This window comes from Streptomyces mirabilis (genome assembly GCF_039503195.1).
GTDB lineage: Bacteria > Actinomycetota > Actinomycetes > Streptomycetales > Streptomycetaceae > Streptomyces > Streptomyces mirabilis_D.
Window position 1 is genome coordinate 5,162,818 of the sequence record NZ_JBCJKP010000001.1, and the last position, 17,888, is coordinate 5,180,705.

General features: G+C 69.3%; 17 protein-coding genes and 4 tRNA genes. 12 read left to right on the top strand and 9 right to left on the bottom strand.

What is annotated here, in order from left to right; genetic code table 11:
• The first annotated feature begins 20 nt into the window (after positions 1-20).
• Positions 21-95 (top strand) — tRNA-Asp (locus tag AAFF41_RS23820).
• Between the two features lie 296 nt (positions 96-391).
• Positions 392-580, top strand: coding sequence for a DUF6274 family protein (locus AAFF41_RS23825; RefSeq protein ID WP_319753411.1), 189 nt, complete (start codon positions 392-394; stop codon positions 578-580).
• A 448-nt stretch (positions 581-1,028) separates the two neighbouring features.
• Here the strand turns inward: AAFF41_RS23825 and bldC are convergent, their stop codons facing one another.
• Both bldC and AAFF41_RS23835 read right to left on the bottom strand, forming a co-directional pair.
• On the bottom strand, positions 1,029-1,235 hold the full coding sequence (gene bldC, locus AAFF41_RS23830; RefSeq protein WP_003949541.1) for a developmental transcriptional regulator BldC: 207 nt from the start codon (positions 1,233-1,235) through the stop codon (positions 1,029-1,031).
• A 706-nt stretch (positions 1,236-1,941) separates the two neighbouring features.
• Entirely contained in the window at positions 1,942-2,790 is an 849-nt protein-coding gene (locus AAFF41_RS23835; protein WP_319753412.1) for a DUF8083 family protein, read from the bottom strand.
• Between the two features lie 246 nt (positions 2,791-3,036).
• On the opposite strand from AAFF41_RS23835, the gene AAFF41_RS23840 reads away from it, so the two are divergent.
• Positions 3,037-4,125, top strand: coding sequence for a Leu/Phe/Val dehydrogenase (locus tag AAFF41_RS23840; protein ID WP_343324609.1), 1,089 nt, complete (start codon positions 3,037-3,039; stop codon positions 4,123-4,125).
• A gap of 321 nt (positions 4,126-4,446) precedes the next feature.
• Complete coding sequence (locus AAFF41_RS23845; protein ID WP_319753414.1) at positions 4,447-4,701, top strand: DUF3073 domain-containing protein; 255 nt, start codon at positions 4,447-4,449, stop codon at positions 4,699-4,701.
• Between the two features lie 144 nt (positions 4,702-4,845).
• On the opposite strand, the gene purM is transcribed toward AAFF41_RS23845, so the two are convergent.
• The 7 genes from purM to purS form a co-directional block, all read right to left on the bottom strand.
• Positions 4,846-5,946 (bottom strand): phosphoribosylformylglycinamidine cyclo-ligase, encoded by a 1,101-nt coding sequence (gene purM, locus AAFF41_RS23850; RefSeq protein ID WP_054235039.1) that lies wholly within the window; start codon positions 5,944-5,946, stop codon positions 4,846-4,848.
• A gap of 43 nt (positions 5,947-5,989) precedes the next feature.
• Positions 5,990-7,516, bottom strand: coding sequence for an amidophosphoribosyltransferase (purF, locus tag AAFF41_RS23855; protein ID WP_266700140.1), 1,527 nt, complete (start codon positions 7,514-7,516; stop codon positions 5,990-5,992).
• Positions 7,517-7,577: 61 nt separating this feature from the next.
• On the bottom strand, positions 7,578-8,369 hold the full coding sequence (locus AAFF41_RS23860) for an META domain-containing protein (RefSeq protein WP_319753416.1): 792 nt from the start codon (positions 8,367-8,369) through the stop codon (positions 7,578-7,580).
• A gap of 123 nt (positions 8,370-8,492) precedes the next feature.
• Entirely contained in the window at positions 8,493-9,326 is an 834-nt protein-coding gene (locus AAFF41_RS23865) for a maleylpyruvate isomerase family mycothiol-dependent enzyme (protein WP_343324610.1), read from the bottom strand.
• Positions 9,327-9,551: 225 nt separating this feature from the next.
• The gene (gene purL, locus AAFF41_RS23870) at positions 9,552-11,810 is read right to left on the bottom strand and encodes a phosphoribosylformylglycinamidine synthase subunit PurL (protein WP_054235043.1); all 2,259 of its coding nucleotides are present in this window, start codon (positions 11,808-11,810) and stop codon (positions 9,552-9,554) included.
• Positions 11,807-12,487 carry a phosphoribosylformylglycinamidine synthase subunit PurQ gene (gene purQ, locus AAFF41_RS23875; protein ID WP_054235044.1) on the bottom strand — a complete coding sequence of 227 codons (681 nt, stop codon included), beginning with the start codon at positions 12,485-12,487 and terminating at the stop codon, positions 11,807-11,809. The genes purL and purQ overlap by 4 nt, the downstream gene beginning before the upstream one ends.
• Positions 12,484-12,747, bottom strand: coding sequence for a phosphoribosylformylglycinamidine synthase subunit PurS (purS, locus tag AAFF41_RS23880; RefSeq protein WP_005482678.1), 264 nt, complete (start codon positions 12,745-12,747; stop codon positions 12,484-12,486). The genes purQ and purS overlap by 4 nt, the downstream gene beginning before the upstream one ends.
• 361 nt (positions 12,748-13,108) lie before the next feature.
• Here purS and AAFF41_RS23885 point away from each other — a divergent pair, with 361 nt between their 5' ends.
• The 8 genes from AAFF41_RS23885 to AAFF41_RS23920 all read left to right on the top strand — a co-directional run bounded on the left by AAFF41_RS23885 (position 13,109) and on the right by AAFF41_RS23920 (position 17,855).
• Positions 13,109-13,426 (top strand): histone-like nucleoid-structuring protein Lsr2, encoded by a 318-nt coding sequence (locus AAFF41_RS23885; protein ID WP_075031378.1) that lies wholly within the window; start codon positions 13,109-13,111, stop codon positions 13,424-13,426.
• Positions 13,427-13,578: 152 nt separating this feature from the next.
• Positions 13,579-13,650 (top strand) — tRNA-Gly (locus AAFF41_RS23890).
• Between the two features lie 79 nt (positions 13,651-13,729).
• A tRNA-Gly gene (locus AAFF41_RS23895) sits at positions 13,730-13,805 on the top strand.
• 130 nt (positions 13,806-13,935) lie between these two features.
• Positions 13,936-14,979, top strand: coding sequence for an ABC transporter ATP-binding protein (locus AAFF41_RS23900; RefSeq protein ID WP_343324611.1), 1,044 nt, complete (start codon positions 13,936-13,938; stop codon positions 14,977-14,979).
• Entirely contained in the window at positions 14,976-15,794 is an 819-nt protein-coding gene (locus tag AAFF41_RS23905; RefSeq protein ID WP_319753419.1) for an ABC transporter permease, read from the top strand. Before AAFF41_RS23900 ends, AAFF41_RS23905 begins: the two co-directional genes overlap by 4 nt.
• Positions 15,795-15,814: 20 nt before the next feature.
• Entirely contained in the window at positions 15,815-17,107 is a 1,293-nt protein-coding gene (locus tag AAFF41_RS23910; protein WP_343326341.1) for a sensor histidine kinase, read from the top strand.
• Positions 17,104-17,760 (top strand): response regulator transcription factor, encoded by a 657-nt coding sequence (locus AAFF41_RS23915; RefSeq protein ID WP_319753420.1) that lies wholly within the window; start codon positions 17,104-17,106, stop codon positions 17,758-17,760. Before AAFF41_RS23910 ends, AAFF41_RS23915 begins: the two co-directional genes overlap by 4 nt.
• Positions 17,761-17,782: 22 nt before the next feature.
• Positions 17,783-17,855: transfer RNA gene (locus AAFF41_RS23920), tRNA-Gly, on the top strand.
• Positions 17,856-17,888 lie beyond the last annotated feature (33 nt).

Genomic DNA, 17,888 nt, shown 5'->3' on the forward strand with positions numbered 1-17,888 from the left:
AGAAAGTGACTGCGAAACCTGGTCCTGTGGAGCAGTTTGGAGTGCTCGCCACCCTGTCAAGGTGGAGGCCGCGGGTTCAAATCCCGTCAGGACCGCAAGAGATACGAGAGCCCGGGTCTTCGGACCCGGGCTCTCGTGCGTACGCACTCCACGCGGAGCCAGCCCCCCGGCGGCGCACGTTCGGACCCCTGGGCGCGTATCCACGGACTCCGGGTGCCGTACGCCCCGTCACGCGCCTCACGCGCCCCCACCCCCACAGGGCCGCCCCCCAGGCCCTCCCATCGAACGCAGGACGCGGCCCGCCGGACCGGCGGAGCCCCCCGCACCTTGACGCCGTCACATTCGGCGGGTACCCCGGAATCCAGGGCACTCGACCTCCCGGAGGTGGTTCATGGCGGCGTCCGCTCGGCACGAGACGCGCGCTCTGCTCCGCGCCCATCTGTCGGCCGCCTCCGGGTATCGCCATCTGACGCGGCACTGCCCGATCTGCCATCAGCTCCTGAGACTGGCCATGGAGCCCTCCGCGCGCGGCGAGGAGGACGAGACGGCGGCCGAGGACGAAACCCCCTCCCGTGCGTGACCTCGCGCGGGAGGGCGCATCCGCCCAACTCCTTTAGCGCAGACGCGTCACAGGCAACAAGGACTCTGGCATGTGACGGGTGTCACCGCACAAGTTTTCAGAAGGGCTGAACTTACACCCCACCTACAACTGGTCAATTTAATATGTGCAATTGCACCACTCTCCGAGGGCTCCCACAGGAGATCCGACAGCCCTCCCCAGACTCCGACAAGGCCGCTCACAGGCCCACCGCACGGCCCACACCAACGCCCCTCCGGCGCCTGAGCAGGGCACAAAAAAATCGCGCTGGACCCGGCGGAGTCCAGCGCGATCGACGACGCACCCTTGTCGCATGTGTAACTGGGTCGGGCGTGAGCCCTGTTGGGGCAGGACCCGCGTCGCTTGGAGCTGTGGTTCGGGCGTCTTGACGGGTTGGGGGACCTGCCGAATTGCCCGGTTATGCGATTGTTCAGGCCTCGCTACGCTGCTGCGGGATACCCGCGAGTAGCGCGCGGACCTCAGCCTCGCGGTAGCGGCGGTGCCCGCCGAGCGTGCGGATGGATGTCAGCTTGCCGGCCTTCGCCCACCGCGTGACCGTCTTGGGGTCGACGCGGAACATCGTGGCGACCTCAGCCGGGGTCAGCAGCGGCTCGGCATCAGGGGTGCGAGCGGTCATGAGCGGCCTCCTCGGGAGAACCGAACCTTCTCGGTTCTTTCCTCTAAATTCTGCACCTTGACCCGCGTTGCCCGAAATGGCGGACGCGAGTCGAGTCGGTTATAGGACGAACGGCTTGTCCTCGGCACTACAACTACACCATCCGTCCAGCCGCGTCGGCCAAACCGATGGAATTGCCCTCCCAGGTGTTCATCAGCGACGGAAGCCGATGGACCATGCCATAGCGGACAGTCACGCCACTGTGACGATCAGTCACAGGACGATCAGGAGTCGTCAGACCCCCCATAGCGGGCAATACCGAGATTCCCGCCCAAACATGGACGGATGGAGCCCTCCCCCGAGCTCCTTGTCCTATTTTGGCACGAGGAGGGGCAAGCGATGCAAGAGCCAGGTAAGTGCCATCCGTCACGCTTGACACATCGTTGACACAAAAGACCGGATCGGGACCTAGGTCCTGCCCTGCGCGGTCTTCTCCCGCAGTGAGGGTTCTTCAGCGTGCGAGGACCATACGTCAGTTCGGACGAACACCAGTGAGAAGCACATCACACTTCTCGTGCGGCAAACCCGCCCCGGCCGTCCCGGGGCACACGGACGGACCCGAGGTACTCAGACACCCCACAGGACACATGGGTCCCACAGGGCACACAGAACCCACACGGCACACAGGACCCACGCGCCCCGCGGGCCCAGAGACCCCGGACGTCCCTCAGTTCGACGAGCGCCGGTCCCGGACCGAGCGCCAGCGCTCCACGAGCCGCCCGTACGCCTCGCCCGCCGCCGCCCCGTCCCCATGACGCAGCGCCTCGATGCCCTCGGCGACGTCGGCCGCCGAGTGGTCGTCCTCGAGGTGCCCGGCCGGCAGGGCGTGCACGAGCCCGCCGTAGTCCAGCTCGACCAGCGAGCGCGGATGGAACTCCTCCAGCCAGCGCCCCACGTCCACCAGGCCGTCGATGAGGGGTCCCTCGTCCAGGGTGTCCCGCAGGGTCTTCAGGGCGCGTGCCGTCCGCCGCCGCGCCTGCACCATCGGCGTCCGGTAGCGCAGCACGGGCGCGGCTCCGTCGCCGCCCGCCCCCTTCTCGTACCGCCGCTCCTCGTCGGTGACGAGCACGAACCAGTTCAGCGGCACCTGCCAGGTCGAGGTGCGGATCCACGGGCGGGCGTCGGGGTTGCGGGCCAGCCAGCGCTCGTAGTCGAGGGCCGCCTGGCGGCGTACGAGCGGCGGCAGGACCGCGTCCAGGACGGACGCGGGCAGTTCGTCGGCCAGCTCCTCCAGCGCCTGCCAGCCGCGCAGCCGGGTGCGCCAGGGACAGACGCAGAGCACTCCGTCGACACTCAGCACGAACGCGTCCGCGCTCTCGTGCACCGGCACGGGGATCGGCGGGGTGGGCAGCAGGTCGGCCAGGGAGCGGCGCAACTCGTCCTGGTACGACGGTCGCTCGGCGCGCCGTGCGTAGCGCGCCCAGTGGGTTCGCTCAGGCTCCGGGAAGGCGGCCAGCGGTTCGTACACGCGCAGATAGGACGCATACGGGACGATCACCGAGGACACCTTGGGCACCCCTGCTCCCTCCCCAACGGACCGGACACGAAACCCCGGGCGGGATCCCGGACGAGCGGCACGCGGGCGACCGGGAAATCACTGCAAATCGTCCCACGACCGTGCGGAAACGTACTCCAGGAGGAGGTGATCCTGAACACTGCGCGGATGGCGACCGGGCACAGGCTCTAATCTCATGCCCACGGAAGCCCGCCATCCGCACGGGCACCGTCCACAACCGCCGCTACTTACCTGGGAGTCACCACCGTGACCGACCTGACCGACGGCGTCCTGCACACCCTGTTCCATTCGGACCAGGGGGGTCATGAGCAAGTCGTGCTCTGCCAGGACCGGGCCAGCGGCCTCAAGGCCGTCATCGCCATCCACTCCACCGCTCTGGGCCCCGCCCTGGGCGGGACGCGTTTCTACCCGTACGCGAGCGAGGAGGAGGCCGTCGCCGACGCGCTGAACCTCTCGCGCGGGATGTCGTACAAGAACGCCATGGCCGGTCTCGACCACGGCGGCGGCAAGGCCGTGATCATCGGGGACCCCGAGCAGATCAAGAGCGAGGCCCTGCTCCTCGCCTACGGCCGGTTCGTGTCCTCGCTCGGCGGGCGCTACGTCACCGCGTGCGACGTCGGCACGTACGTCTCCGACATGGACGTCGTCGCGCGCGAGTGCCGCTGGACGACGGGCCGCTCGCCCGAGAACGGCGGCGCCGGCGACTCCTCGGTCCTGACCGCCTACGGGGTCTTCCAGGGCATGCGGGCCAGTGCCCAGCACCTGTGGGGCGACCCGACGCTGCGCGGCCGCAAGGTCGGCATCGCGGGCGTCGGCAAGGTGGGCCACCACCTTGTGGACCATCTGCGCGAGGACGGCGCCGAGGTCGTGATCACGGACGTACGCGACGAGTCCGTACGGCGGATCCTGGGCAAGCACCCGACGGGCGTCACGGCCGCCACGGACACCGAGGCGCTGATCCGCACCGAGGGCCTGGACATCTACGCCCCCTGCGCGCTGGGCGGGGCGCTGAACGACGCGTCCGTGCCGGCGCTCACCGCGCGGATCGTCTGCGGCGCCGCCAACAACCAGCTCGCGCACCCGGGTGTCGAGAAGGACCTCGCGGACCGCGGGATCCTCTACGCGCCCGACTACGTGGTGAACGCGGGCGGTGTCATCCAGGTCGCCGACGAGCTGCACGGCTTCGACTTCGACCGGTGCAAGGCGAAGGCCACGAAGATCTTCGACACCACGCTGGACATCTTCGCACGTGCGAAGGAGGACGGGATTCCGCCGGCCGCGGCGGCCGACCGGATCGCCGAGCAGCGGATGGCGGAAGCGCGCCGCCGCGGATAACGGAACCTTCCATTCCGTCACATTCCGCGTGTGTCCGGACGCTTGTCAGGAACCCGCCGAGGGGACACTTCGAGAGAACTCTCACTCCCGTCGGCGGGTCGTCCGCCAAGAAGAGGTTAAAATCGCGGTTGACCAGCGGGGACAGGGCACCTCGCAGGTTCTGGGCCAAGGCGCGTCCTGCGGGCGACGTACCGTATGGGCGCGGGCTCAGGTACCGTGGAAGCCCTACGGACCGGTCTCTCCATGGAGAGCCCGTTCCAGATCATGAACGCGTGTCAAGACTCTGGGGCCACCGAGCCCCGTATCCGAGGGGGTCGAGCCATGGGGCGCGGCCGGGCAAAGGCCAAGCAGACGAAGGTCGCCCGCCAGCTGAAGTACAGCAGCGGCGGGACTGACCTCTCGCGTCTGGCCAATGAGCTGGGCGCTTCGACTTCGAGCCAGCCGCCGAATGGCGAGCCGTTCGAGGACGACGACGAGGAAGACGACCCGTACGCCCAGTACGCGGATCTCTACAACGACGACGATGAGGATGAGGACGACCAGTCCGGTCCACACTCTCAACGTCGCGGCGCTTGACGCACCAGCGTCCCTCGCGGTTTCCGCGATCTCTCGTAGCTGTAGCGGTGAGCAGATCTCTGTTGGCGGATTTCTCGTAGCAACCGCACTTCACCCGGTCCGGGGCCTCAACGCCGGACCGGGTTTTGTGCTGCCCCGAGGGCCTCAGCTCGCGTAGTCGCCGATCAGGGCCGCGCCCGTCGCGTGCTCGCCGCGCTCGGTGATCTCACCGGCGATCCAGGCGTCCACGCCGCGGTCCGCGAGGGTGGCCAGCGCCGCGTCCGCCGATTCCTCGGGGACGATCGCGATCATGCCCACGCCCATGTTCAGCGTCTTCTCCAGCTCCAGACGCTCGACCTCACCGGTCCTGCCGACGAGGTCGAAGACCGGGGCCGGCGTCCAGGTCTCACGGTCCACGATCGCGTGCAGCCCGTCCGGGATCACCCGGGCCAGGTTGGCCGCGAGCCCGCCACCGGTGATGTGGCTGAAGGCGTGCACGTCGGTGGTCCTCGTCAGCGCCAGGCAGTCCAGCGAGTAGATCTTGGTGGGCTCCAGGAGCTCCTCGCCGAGCGAGCGGCCGAACTCCGCGACGTGCTGGTCCAGGCTGAGGTTCGCCCGGTCGAAGAGGACGTGCCGGACGAGCGAGTACCCGTTCGAGTGAAGACCGGAGGCCGCCATGGCGATCACCGCGTCACCCGTACGGATACGATCCGGGCCGAGCAGCCGGTCGGCCTCCACCACGCCCGTACCCGCGCCCGCGACGTCGAAGTCGTCCGGACCGAGCAGACCCGGGTGTTCGGCCGTCTCGCCGCCCACCAGGGCGCAGCCCGCGAGCACACAGCCCTCGGCGATGCCCTTCACGATGGCCGCCACGCGCTCCGGGTGGACCTTGCCGACGCAGATGTAATCGGTCATGAAGAGCGGCTCGGCGCCGCACACCACGATGTCGTCCATGACCATCGCGACCAGGTCGTGGCCGATGGTGTCGTACACGCCGAGCCGGCGGGCGAGGTCGACCTTGGTGCCCACGCCGTCCGTGGCGGAGGCGAGCAGCGGGCGCTCGTAGCGCTTGAGGGCGGAGGCGTCGAAGAGGCCGGCGAAGCCGCCGAGGCCGCCGAGGACCTCGGGGCGCTGCGTCTTCTTCACCCACTCCTTCATCAGTTCTACGGCGCGGTCGCCCGCTTCGATGTCGACGCCGGCAGCCGCGTAGGAAGCACCGGAAGCAGTGCCCGTCGCCGGAGGTGACTGATCAGACACAGAAGACATTGCCTGGGATCTTTCGGGTTGGTGAAACGGGGCTCTGCGGCGGTTACGGGCGACGGATGGCGTCAGCCGCGGCCGTGGCTGCGGGACCCGCGGCCAGCTCGGTCTCCAGAAGCTGCTTGCCGAGCAGCTCGGGGTCGGGAAGCTCCATCGGGTACTCGCCGTCGAAGCAGGCGCGGCACAGGTTCGGCTTGGCGATGGTGGTCGCCTCGATCATGCCGTCGAGGGAGATGTACGAGAGGGAGTCGGCGCCGAGCGAGGTGCCGATCTCCTCGACGGTCATGCCGTTGGCGATCAGCTCGGCGCGGGTCGCGAAGTCGATGCCGAAGAAGCAGGGCCACTTCACGGGAGGAGAGGAGATCCGGATGTGGACTTCCGCCGCACCCGCCTCGCGGAGCATGCGTACCAGGGCCCGCTGGGTGTTGCCGCGCACGATCGAGTCGTCGACGACGACCAGGCGCTTGCCCTTGATGACTTCCTTCAAGGGGTTCAGCTTCAGACGGATGCCCAGCTGGCGGATGGTCTGCGAAGGCTGGATGAAGGTCCGGCCGACATACGCGTTCTTGACCAGTCCGGCGCCGAACGGGATGCCGCTGGCCTCCGCGTAACCGATCGCGGCGGGCGTCCCGGACTCCGGGGTCGCTATCACCAGATCGGCCTCGACAGGGGCCTCCTTGGCGAGCTTGCGGCCCATCTCGACACGCGAGAGGTACACGTTCCGGCCGGCGATGTCCGTGTCCGGGCGGGCCAGATACACGTACTCGAAGACACAGCCCTTGGGCTTCGCTTCCGCGAATCGGGACGTCCGCAGGCCGTTCTCGTCGATGGCGACGAACTCGCCCGGCTCGATCTCACGGACGTAGGCCGCGCCGCAGATGTCGAGGGCGGCGGACTCGGAGGCGACGACCCAGCCGCGCTCCAGGCGGCCGAGGACCAGCGGGCGGATGCCCTGCGGGTCGCGGGCCGCGTACAGGGTGTGCTCGTTCATGAAGACGAGGCTGAAGGCGCCCTTGACCTGCGGGAGGACCTTCGCGGAGGCCTCCTCGACGGTCAGCGGCTTGCCGTCGTCGTCGACCTGGGCCGCGAGGAGCGCGGTGAGCAGGTCGGTGTCGTTGGTGGCGGCCACCCGAGTGGTGCGGCCGTCCTGCTTGGGGAGGTCGGCGACCATCTCGGCGAGCTGCGCCGTGTTGACGAGGTTGCCGTTGTGGCCGAGCGCGATGGAGCCGTGCGCGGTGGCACGGAACGTCGGCTGGGCGTTCTCCCACACGGAGGCGCCGGTGGTCGAGTAGCGGGCGTGACCGACCGCGATATGACCCTGGAGCGAACCGAGCGAGGTCTCGTCGAAGACCTGGGACACGAGGCCCATGTCCTTGAAGACGAGGATCTGGGAGCCGTTGCTTACCGCGATACCCGCGGATTCCTGGCCTCGATGCTGGAGGGCGTAGAGCCCGAAGTAAGTGAGCTTGGCGACCTCTTCACCCGGGGCCCAGACTCCGAAGACGCCGCAAGCGTCCTGGGGGCCTTTCTCGCCGGGGAGCAGATCATGATTGAGTCGACCGTCACCACGTGGCACGCCACCGAGTGTAGGCGAGATCGACCACTGGTCCGAATTGGGGATACGGATCTTTGACGGATCACTCTTCCGCGACGGCTTGGACGGTTTTTCCGTTTGTGCTGGTCAGCGCGATGGACCGGTGGTTCAACTCGTATACGACCGTGCTGTCGAAGAGGCCCAGCAAAGTCCTCTCGGTGTCCATGAGTGAGCCGTCGCACATCATCCGGGTGGTCTTGGCGGCGCCGAGGGTGATATGTCCGTCGCGGACGGTGGCCTTGGCGGTGACGTGGTTGCAGCCGAGGCGGCCGGAAAGGGTGCCGTTCGCCTTGTCGAGGCTGAAGTGGGCGTCGGCCCCTTCGGGAAGGGACTGGGCCACGTCACCGTCCCCCAGGGAGGTGACCGTCCACTTCGTGCCGTACAGGGGTGCGTCCGGCTCCTTGGTGAGATCGACGCGGTCGCCGCCGTCGGTGGTGAGCGTCAGCTTGTCACCCTTGACCTCGCTGGTGAACGTGTTGTCGACGTAGGCGTGGCTGAGGCTCTGCTCGAAGCTCATGGGGTCCTTCTGGCAGCCCATGTCGGTCGCCTCGATCGTCCCGAAGTCGACACGGTCACCCTTGAGGGTGACGGTGGAGCCGAAAGTGTTGCAGCCGAGGTTGCCGCTGACGCGACCGTCTGCGCCGATCCGCAGATACGCGCTGTCCGGCGCCTGCCGGGTCCGGCCGTGCGTGGTGAGGGTGTCGACACTCCAGTGAACGCCGGTGACCGGGGACGATCCGGTCCCCGCGGAACCGCCGCCCGCCGTCTCGGTGCCGCAGGCCACGGCGAGCGGAAGCAGGGTCAGGACGCTGAGGGTCAGTCGCTGCTTGTCCATGAGGGTGTGACGGGAGGGGTGGGGTGGCCGGTTCCCCTCCGGGGCGGTGCGGGTGGGCTCCGCGGAGGGAGTCGGCGAGTGGGGTCAGCAGGTGAGGTCGGCAGGTTGAGCCGTCGGGTGGAGTCAGCCCATCAGCGGCAGCAGTCCGCCGAGGTCGGCCCGCTCACCGCTCGCGCTGACCTTCGCCTCGTCCAGCGCGGTCTGCCACTCCGTACGTCCCGTCGCCAGCCGGATCCAGGTCAGCGGGTCGGTCTCCACGACGTTCGGCGGTGTGCCCCGGGTGTGCCGGGGGCCCGCCACGCACTGCACGACGGCGTACGGCGGGATCCGCACCTCCGTCGACGCGCCGGGCGCCTTCACGGCGAGCGCGTCGGCGAGCAGCCGGGTGCAGGCGGCGAGGGCCTGGCGGTCGAGGGGGATGTCGGCGCCGGCGGCGCGGTTCAGGTCGTCGGTGTGCACGACGAGCTCGACGGTGCGGGTCACGAGGTAGTCGGCGAGGGTCATGGCTCCGAGGGGGGTCCCCCCTGCTCGAGCGGAGCCGAGAGCTTGGGGGAGCGTGGCGAGCAGCCGGTCGTCGGGGGCCGTGGCCAGACGCTCGGTGATCCGCTGTTCGACGTGGGCATAGAGCGCGTCGAGGTCGGGGTTGGCGCGGGCGAGTTCGCGGGTGCCGTCGGCGATGTCCCCGGCGCGTGCCGCCGTCGCGAACGGCCAGTCGAGCAGTGCGCGTTCCTTCGCGCCGGGCTCGGGCCGGTCGAGGTTGCGGCTCACATTCTCGACCGCCATCGTGAGGTGCACGGCCAGCTCCCGCACACTCCAGTCCCCGAGCCGCGCGGGCCGCGCCAACTGTTCCTCGGTCAGGGTGTGGACGCCCTGCCGCACGTTCCCGAACTGCGCGAGCACCGCCGCCCGGATCTTGGCGGGGTCGTAGGTACGGGTGCGTTTCCTGGCCGGCGACATAAGGCGAGCCTAGGGCCTGTCCGGCGGAGGACGTGAAGAGGTCGATGTCCGTCCAGGAACGTCACGCTCGGCGCGCTCCTGCCGGCCGACGCCGGGTTCGACCGACTGTTGGGAGGCCGGTGGCACGAAGGGCCCGCGCCCCCGCCCCGGGCGACCGAGCCCGTTCCGGCATGGCGACGGCCCCGACCGTCGAAACGGTCGGGGCCGTCGGCGTCGTACGACCGCTTACGCGAGCAGCGCCGGGATCGTGCCCTCGTGGGCCGTGCGGAGCTCGTCCAGCGGGAGGGCGAACTCGCCCTGGACCTCGACCGCGTCTCCGTCCACGACACCGATGCGGGTGACGGGCAGACCCCGCGCACCGCACATGTCGTTGAAGCGGAGCTCCTCCGAGCGCGGGACGGCCACGACCGCGCGGCCCGCCGACTCCGAGAAGAGGAAGGTGAAGGCGTCGAGACCGTCGGGGACGACCAGCCGGGCGCCCTTGCCGCCGAGCAGCGCCGACTCGACCACGGCCTGGATCAGACCGCCGTCGGACAGGTCGTGCGCCGAGTCGATCATGCCGTCGCGGGAGGCGGAGATGAGGATCTCGCCGAGGAGGCGTTCGCGCTCCAGGTCGACCTTCGGCGGCAGGCCCCCGAGGTGGTCGTGGACGACCTGGGACCAGGCCGAACCGCCGAACTCCTCGCGGGTGTCACCGAGCAGGTAGAGGAGCTGGCCCTCTTCCTGGAAGGCGACCGGCGTGCGGCGGGCGACGTCGTCGATGACGCCCAGCACGGCCACGACCGGAGTCGGGTGGATGGCGGCCTCACCCGTCTGGTTGTAGAGCGAGACGTTGCCGCCGGTCACCGGGGTGCCCAGCTGCAGGCAGGCGTCGGCGAGACCGCGCACGGCCTCGGCGAACTGCCACATGACGGCCGGGTCCTCGGGCGAGCCGAAGTTCAGGCAGTCGGAGACGGCGAGCGGCTTGGCACCGGTCGTCGCGACGTTGCGGTAGGCCTCGGCGAGCGCGAGCTGCGCGCCCGTGTACGGGTCGAGCTTCGCGTAGCGGCCGTTGCCGTCCGTGGCGATGGCGACGCCGAGTCCGGTCTCCTCGTCGATGCGGATCATGCCCGAGTCCTCGGGCTGCGCCAGCACCGTGTTGCCCTGCACGAAGTGGTCGTACTGGGAGGTGATCCAGGACTTGGAGGCCTGGTTCGGCGAGCTCACGAGCTTGAGGACCTGGTCCTTGAGCTCCTCGCTCGTCGCCGGGCGCGGCAGCTTGTTCGCGTCGTCGGCCTGGAGGGCGTCCTGCCACTCGGGGCGGGCGTAGGGGCGCTCGTAGACCGGGCCGTCGTGCGCGACCGTGCGCGGGTCGACATCGACGATCTTGCCGCCGTGCCAGAAGATCTCGAGGCGATCGCCGTCCGTCACCTCGCCGATCACCGTGGCGATGACGTCCCACTTGTCGCAGATCTCCAGGAACCGGTCGACCTTCGCCGGCTCGACGACCGCGCACATGCGTTCCTGCGACTCGCTCATGAGGATTTCCTCGGGCGAGAGAGTCGAGTCCCGCAGGGGTACGTCGTCCAGGGTGACGCGCATGCCGCCGGAGCCGTTGGAGGCCAGCTCGGAGGTGGCGCAGGACAGACCGGCCGCGCCGAGGTCCTGGATGCCGACGACCAGCTTCTCGGCGAAGGCCTCGAGCGTGCACTCGATGAGCAGCTTCTCCTGGAACGGGTCGCCGACCTGGACGGCGGGGCGCTTCGACGGCTTGGCGTCGTCGAAGGTCTCACTCGCCAGGATGGAGGCGCCGCCGATGCCGTCGCCGCCCGTACGGGCCCCGTAGAGGATGACCTTGTTGCCCGCGCCGGACGCCTTCGCGAGGTGGATGTCCTCGTGCTTCATGACGCCGATGGCTCCGGCGTTGACGAGGGGGTTGCCCTGGTAGCAGGCGTCGAAGACGACCTCGCCGCCGATGTTGGGCAGGCCCAGGCAGTTGCCGTAGCCGCCGATGCCCGCGACCACGCCCGGCAGGACGCGCTTGGTGTCGGGGTGGTCCGCGGCGCCGAAGCGCAGCGGGTCGACGACGGCGACCGGGCGGGCGCCCATCGCGATGATGTCGCGCACGATGCCGCCCACGCCGGTGGCCGCGCCCTGGTAGGGCTCGACGTACGACGGGTGGTTGTGCGACTCGACCTTGAAGGTGACGGCGTAGCCCTGGCCGACGTCGACGACACCGGCGTTCTCGCCGATGCCGACGAGGAGGGCGTCGGACTGCGGGGCCTTCTCGCCGAACTGGCGGAGGTGGACCTTCGAGGACTTGTACGAGCAGTGCTCGGACCACATGACGGAGTACATGGCGAGTTCGGCGCCGGTCGGGCGGCGGCCGAGGATCTCGACGACCCGCTCGTACTCGTCCTTCTTCAGGCCCAGTTCGGCCCAGGGCAGCTCGACGTCGGGGGTCGCGGCCGCGTTCTCGACCGTGTCCAGAGGCGTGCGGCTCATGCGGTGACCAGCTTCTTGAGGATCGAGGTGAAGAAGGGGAGGCCGTCGGTGCGGCCGGAGCCGACGAGGGGCTCGACGGCGTGCTCCGGGTGCGGCATCAGACCGACGACGTTGCCCGCCTCGTTCGTGATGCCGGCGATGTCGCGCAGCGAGCCGTTCGGGTTGACGTCCACATAACGGAACGCGACCCGGCCCTCCGCCTCCAGCATGTCGAGCGTGTGCTCGTCGGCGACGTACCGCCCGTCCATGTTCTTCAGCGGGATGTGGATCTCCTGGCCGGACTCGTAGTCGGCCGTCCAGGACGTCTCCGCGTTCTCCACCCGCAGCTTCTGGTCGCGGCAGATGAAGTGGAGGTGGTTGTTGCCGAGCATCGCGCCCGGGAGGAGGTGGGCCTCGGTGAGGACCTGGAAGCCGTTGCAGATGCCGAGGACGGGCATTCCGGACTTCGCCTGCTCGATCACGGTCTCCATCACGGGCGAGAAGCGCGAGATGGCACCGGCCCGGAGATAGTCGCCGTACGAGAAACCGCCGGGCAGCACCACGGCGTCGACCTGCTTGAGGTCCTTGTCCTTGTGCCAGAGGGCGACGGGTTCGGCACCGGCGAGCTTGATCGCACGCTGCGTGTCCCGGTCGTCGAGGCTGCCCGGAAAGGTGACGACTCCAATACGAGCGGTCACTTTCCTGCCTCCGCGACTTCCTCGACCTTGACGGTGAAGTCCTCGATCACGGTGTTGGCGAGGAAGGATTCCGCCAGTTCATGGATGCGGGCGAGGGCGGCGTCGTCCACCGGTCCGTCCACTTCCAGTTCGAATCGCTTTCCCTGACGTACGTCGGAGACACCTTCGAAACCGAGGCGCGGCAGTGCACGCTGCACCGCCTGGCCCTGGGGGTCGAGGATCTCCGGCTTGAGCATGACGTCGACTACGACGCGTGCCACTGGCACTCCCGGTGTGTGGTGCTGAGCAGGTCGCTTCAGACTACCCGCACAAAATTTCTACTCGCGTAGATTCGTAGAATCCTACGTGAGCCCGATCACGATCCCGCATCGACGCGGGGACCTGTACGGAAAATCCTGGGAAAAATCGCAGAAGAGCGGCTGGGCCCCATTACCTTCGGACACGCGGAAGGTTTTAGTCGGGCTTCACAATGCAATGCCCGGCACTGTACAAAGGAATTGGCAATAGCCGATACTTTGCCCAATAACAGCCGGACAGTCGACATCTCCCCGACAACTCCGTGACGTCCACGCACGTCATGGGGGGCGATCGCAGAGGTGCCGCACGAAGGGACCGATATTCGTGGCGCAGCGTGTCGTGGTCACTCTCTTTGACGACATCGACGGCTCGGAAGCGGCGGAGACGATCGCCTTCGGACTCGACGGCAAGTCGTACGAGATCGACCTCAATCCAGCCAATGCCAAGAAACTGCGTAAGGTGCTCGCGCCCTACGTCGAGGCCGGCCGCAAGCAGTCGAAGTCCGGGAAGGCGTACACGCACACCGCGTTGACCCCCGACCCGGCCGCCGTCCGCGCCTGGGCCCGTTCCAACAAGCTGGACGTCCCCCCGCGCGGCCGCATCCCCAAGAAGGTCTACGAGGCGTTCGCCGAGGCGCACTGAGTCCGAGGGTCCGCCGGATGGCTCGCCGGGTTCCCGCTCCGGCCGGCCATCCGCCCCCGCGCGCAACCGACTTGCGCAGACCCCCTGCTGATCAGCTAGAGTCTGGAGCACGCCGAGGGGCAAGGCCGAAAAGCCAGGTCCCGAGGAGTCACGCGGGTGTAGTTCAGTAGCAGAACATCCCCCTTCCAGGGGGAAGGCGCAGTGTGCAATTCCTGTCACCCGCTCTGCAGCCCTTACCGACCACTCTTGTGGATCAGGTAGGGTGGTGCTCGCACCGACCGGTGAAAGCCGGTCGGAGGCAATGCGGACGTAGCTCAGTTGGTAGAGCGCAACCTTGCCAAGGTTGAGGTCGCGAGTTCGAGCCTCGTCGTCCGCTCCAGGAAGCAAAGACCCCGGTCATCGACCGGGGTCTTTCTCGTGTGCGCCTACAAGCCTCCCCTGACATTTGTCATGCGGAGTGATGACACCGCGCACTGCTGTCGGGTCCCGTCCGCGGAGACGCTGATTCCATGAACACGAACGAGCAAGATGACGTGATCGAGGTCACTGATCTGCGGCGCGTGTACGGGGGAGACCGGGGAGCCGGCGGAGATTTCGAGGCCGTGCGCGGAATCACCTTCTCCGTGGGCCGCGGTGAGCTCTTCGCGCTGCTGGGGACCAACGGCGCCGGCAAGACCTCCACCGTCGAGCTGCTGGAGGGCCTCGCCCCTCCGGCGGGCGGCCGGGTGCGGGTCCTCGGACACGATCCGTACGAGGAGCGCGCCGCCGTCCGGCCCCGGATCGGCGTGATGCTGCAGGAGCGCGGCTTCCCCTCCGAACTGACGGTCGCGGAGACCGTACGGATGTGGACGGGCTGCACGAGCGGAGCCCGGCCGACCGATCAGGCCCTGGGGATGGTCGGGCTCACCCGGCGGTCCGGGGTACGGGTGAAGCAGCTGTCCGGGGGCGAGAAACGGCGCCTGGACCTGGCCCTCGCGCTGCTCGGCCGCCCCGAGGTCCTCTTCCTCGACGAGCCGACGACCGGCCTGGACGCCGAAGGGCGCCGGGACACCTGGGAGTTGGTGCGCGCGCTGCGCGACGGCGGTACGACCGTGGTGCTGACCACGCACTACCTGCAGGAGGCGGAGGAACTGGCCGACCGGCTCGCGATCCTCCACGAAGGGCACATCGCGGCCGCCGGCACCCCTGCCGAGGTGACCGCGTCCTCACCCTCTCGGATCTCCTTCGAACTGCCCGACGGCTACTTCCTCGGAGATCTGCCTCCGCTCGCCGGACTCGGCGTGACCGATCACGAGACGGCGGGCCGTGTCGTCAGGCTGCGCACCGACGAGCTCCAGCGCACCGCCACCGCGCTGCTGGTGTGGGCCCACCAGAAGCAGGTCGAGCTGCGGGGGCTCGATGTGCGGTCGGCCTCACTGGAGGAGGCGTTCCTGCGGATAGCGCGGGACGCCGCGGGCCGGGGTGCGGGTGCGGGTGCGCGGGACCCGGATGTACGGGGTGCGGATGCGCCGGGTGCGGGTCTGCGGGAGCAGGAGAGGGGGACGGCGGCATGAGTGCGACAGTTCCGGCGACCGGGCAAACCGGTGCGGGTGCGGATACGGGTACGACGACGGCCGCGGGGCGGATGGCCGCCCTGGCGCGCGCCGAACTGACCCTGCTGGGCCGCTCGAAAGCGACCCTCGCCGCCGCCGTGTTCATGCCGCTGCTCTTGCCGTTCAGCCTCCGCTCGACGGTCGACCAGATGGACCTGAAGGGCACCGGGCTCTCGGTCGGCTCGGTCATCGTGCCGTCCTCCGTCGGCTTCGCACTCCTCTTCGCGGTCTACAGCCCGCTGGTGAGCGTGTACGCGGCCCGCCGCGAGGAGCTCGTCCTCAAACGGCTGCGCACCGGGGAACTGCGGGACGCGGAGATCCTCGCGGGTGCGGCCCTGCCCTCGGTCGCGATCGGCCTGGTGCAGTGCCTGGTCCTGACGGTCGCGTGCGCCGCGCTGCTGGACGTCGGCGCGCCCCGGGCACCCCGTCTCGCCGTCCTGGGGCTGCTCCTGGGCCTGGCGATGTGGCCCCCGCTCGCGGCGATCACGGCGAACTTCAGCAAGAGCGTGGAGGGCGCCCAGGTCGCCACCATGCCCTTGATGCTGGTGTCGCTGTTCGGTTCCGGCACCTTCTTCCCCCTCCAGCTCATGCCGGACCAGCTGGCCTCGGCCTGCGAACTGCTGCCCCTGACCCCGGTGATCACGCTGATACGCGGCGGCTGGACCGGCGACCTCTCCGCGCACGACACCCTGGGCGCGCTCGGGACAGCGGTGGCCTGGACCGTGTTCGCGGTGTTTGCTGTACGGCGGTGGTTCCGCTGGGAGCCGCGGCGTTGACCACGGACTTGGTGATGGGCATGGGCGGGCGCGGTGGCTGGTGGCGCGGCAAGAGCACACCGGCGAAGGTCGAGACGTACACACGGTGGTCGTTCCACACCTTCCCGTTCATCGAGGTCGCCACCTTCGCGCTCCCTGCCTTCGGATACGTGCCCGCCCCGGTGAACTGGATCCTGTTCCTGCTGGTGAGCGCGCACGCCGCGGTCGCCGCGGTGACCGCCTCGCTGACCCTGGACTGGACCCGCGGCCGCCGCCCCCTGCCGGTACGGCTGCTCTGGGCGCTGGGCACCGCCACCGTGGTGATCGCCGTCGTGAGCCTGGTGGTCGCGCTGCACGGCCCGCGCGGCGCGGACAACGGGGCGGCGGCGGGCACGGTGTTCGTCGGCGTCCTGTCGTTCGGGGTCGGCACTCTGGCGCTCGCGGTGCGCGGGACACGACGCATGGTGTACGGCGTGCTCGGCGCCGCCGTGGGTGCCGGCGCCGTGGCCGTCCCGGCGGGTGTCCCGGCGCCCGGCGCCGCCGTCGCCGCCGGTGCGGTCGTCCTCGCCGCCGGTTTCTTCACGTTCACCTCCGCCTTCTCCGTCTGGCTGCTGAACGCCGTCTACGAACTCGACGAGGCCCGCGAGACCCGGGCCCGGCTCGCCGTCGCCGAGGAACGGCTGCGCTTCGGGCGCGATCTGCACGACGTGATGGGCCGCAACCTGGCGGTGGTCGCGCTGAAGAGCGAGCTCGCCGTGCAACTGGCCCGGCGCGGACGACCGGAGGCCGTGGAGCAGATGGTCGAGGTCCAGCGGATCGCACGGGAGACGCAGCGGGAGGTCCGCGAGGTCGTACGCGGCTACCGCGAGGCCGATCTCCGGACCGAACTCGCGGGAGCACAGGGCGTGTTGACGGCCGCCGGCATCGACTGCGAGGTCAGCGGCCCGGTGACCGGACTGCCCGTGGAGATCCAGTCCGCGCTCGGCTGGGTCGTACGGGAGGCGACGACGAACGTGCTGCGGCACGGGGACGCCGCAAGGTGCTCGGTGTCCCTGCGGGTGGCAAAGGACCGGGTGACCCTCACCGTCGAGAACGACGGGGCGCCCGGTACCGGTACCGCCGAACCGGGAAGGGGGTCCGGGCTCGCCGGGCTGCGGGAGCGGCTCAGGGAGGTGGACGGGGTGCTGCGGGCCGGGCCTGCCGGGAGTGACCTGTTCCGCCTGACCGCCGAGGTGCCGCTGCCCCCCGACTCGGTCCCGGAACAGGCTCCGGCCCCGGAATCGGGTGGCTCGCCCCGACCCGTCCCCCACCCTGTGAGCGAGGTCACCTCATGACGTCCACCCCACCCACCTCATCCGTCCCACCCGTCCCATCCGCACCGCCCGTGCGGCTGTTGCTCGCCGACGACGAGCACCTGATCAGGGGTGCGCTCGCCGCGCTGCTGGGACTGGAGGACGACCTCGTGGTGGTCGCCGAGGCCGCGACCGGGCCCGAGGCGCTGGCGATGGCGCTGGCGCACGAGCCCGATGTCGCCGTTCTGGATCTGCAGATGCCGGGGGCGGACGGTGTGAGGGTGGCCACATCGCTACGAGCCGAACTGCCCGGCTGTCAGGTGCTGATCGTGACGAGTCACGGGCGGCCGGGGCATCTGAAGCGAGCGCTTGCGGCAGGTGTGCGCGGGTTCGTCCCGAAGACGGTGAGCGCACAGCGGCTCGCGGAGATCATTCGTACCGTGCATGCGGGAAACCGTTATGTGGACCCGGAATTGGCCGCGGACGCGATCTCCGCCGGGGACTCGCCGCTGACCGCGCGCGAGGCCGAGGTGCTCGAGTTCGCCGCCGACGGGGCGCCCGTCGCGGAGATCGCGGAGCGGGCGGCACTGTCCCAGGGGACGGTACGCAACTATCTTTCGTCGGCCGTCTCGAAGCTCGGGGCGGAGAACCGGCACGCGGCGGTGCGTCTCGCACGGGAGCGAGGTTGGGTATAGTTGTTCTCGCACCACAGCGCATGCGGACGTAGCTCAGTTGGTAGAGCGCAACCTTGCCAAGGTTGAGGTCGCCAGTTCGAACCTGGTCGTCCGCTCAGAGAAAGAAGCCCCCGGCCCTTCAGGGTCGG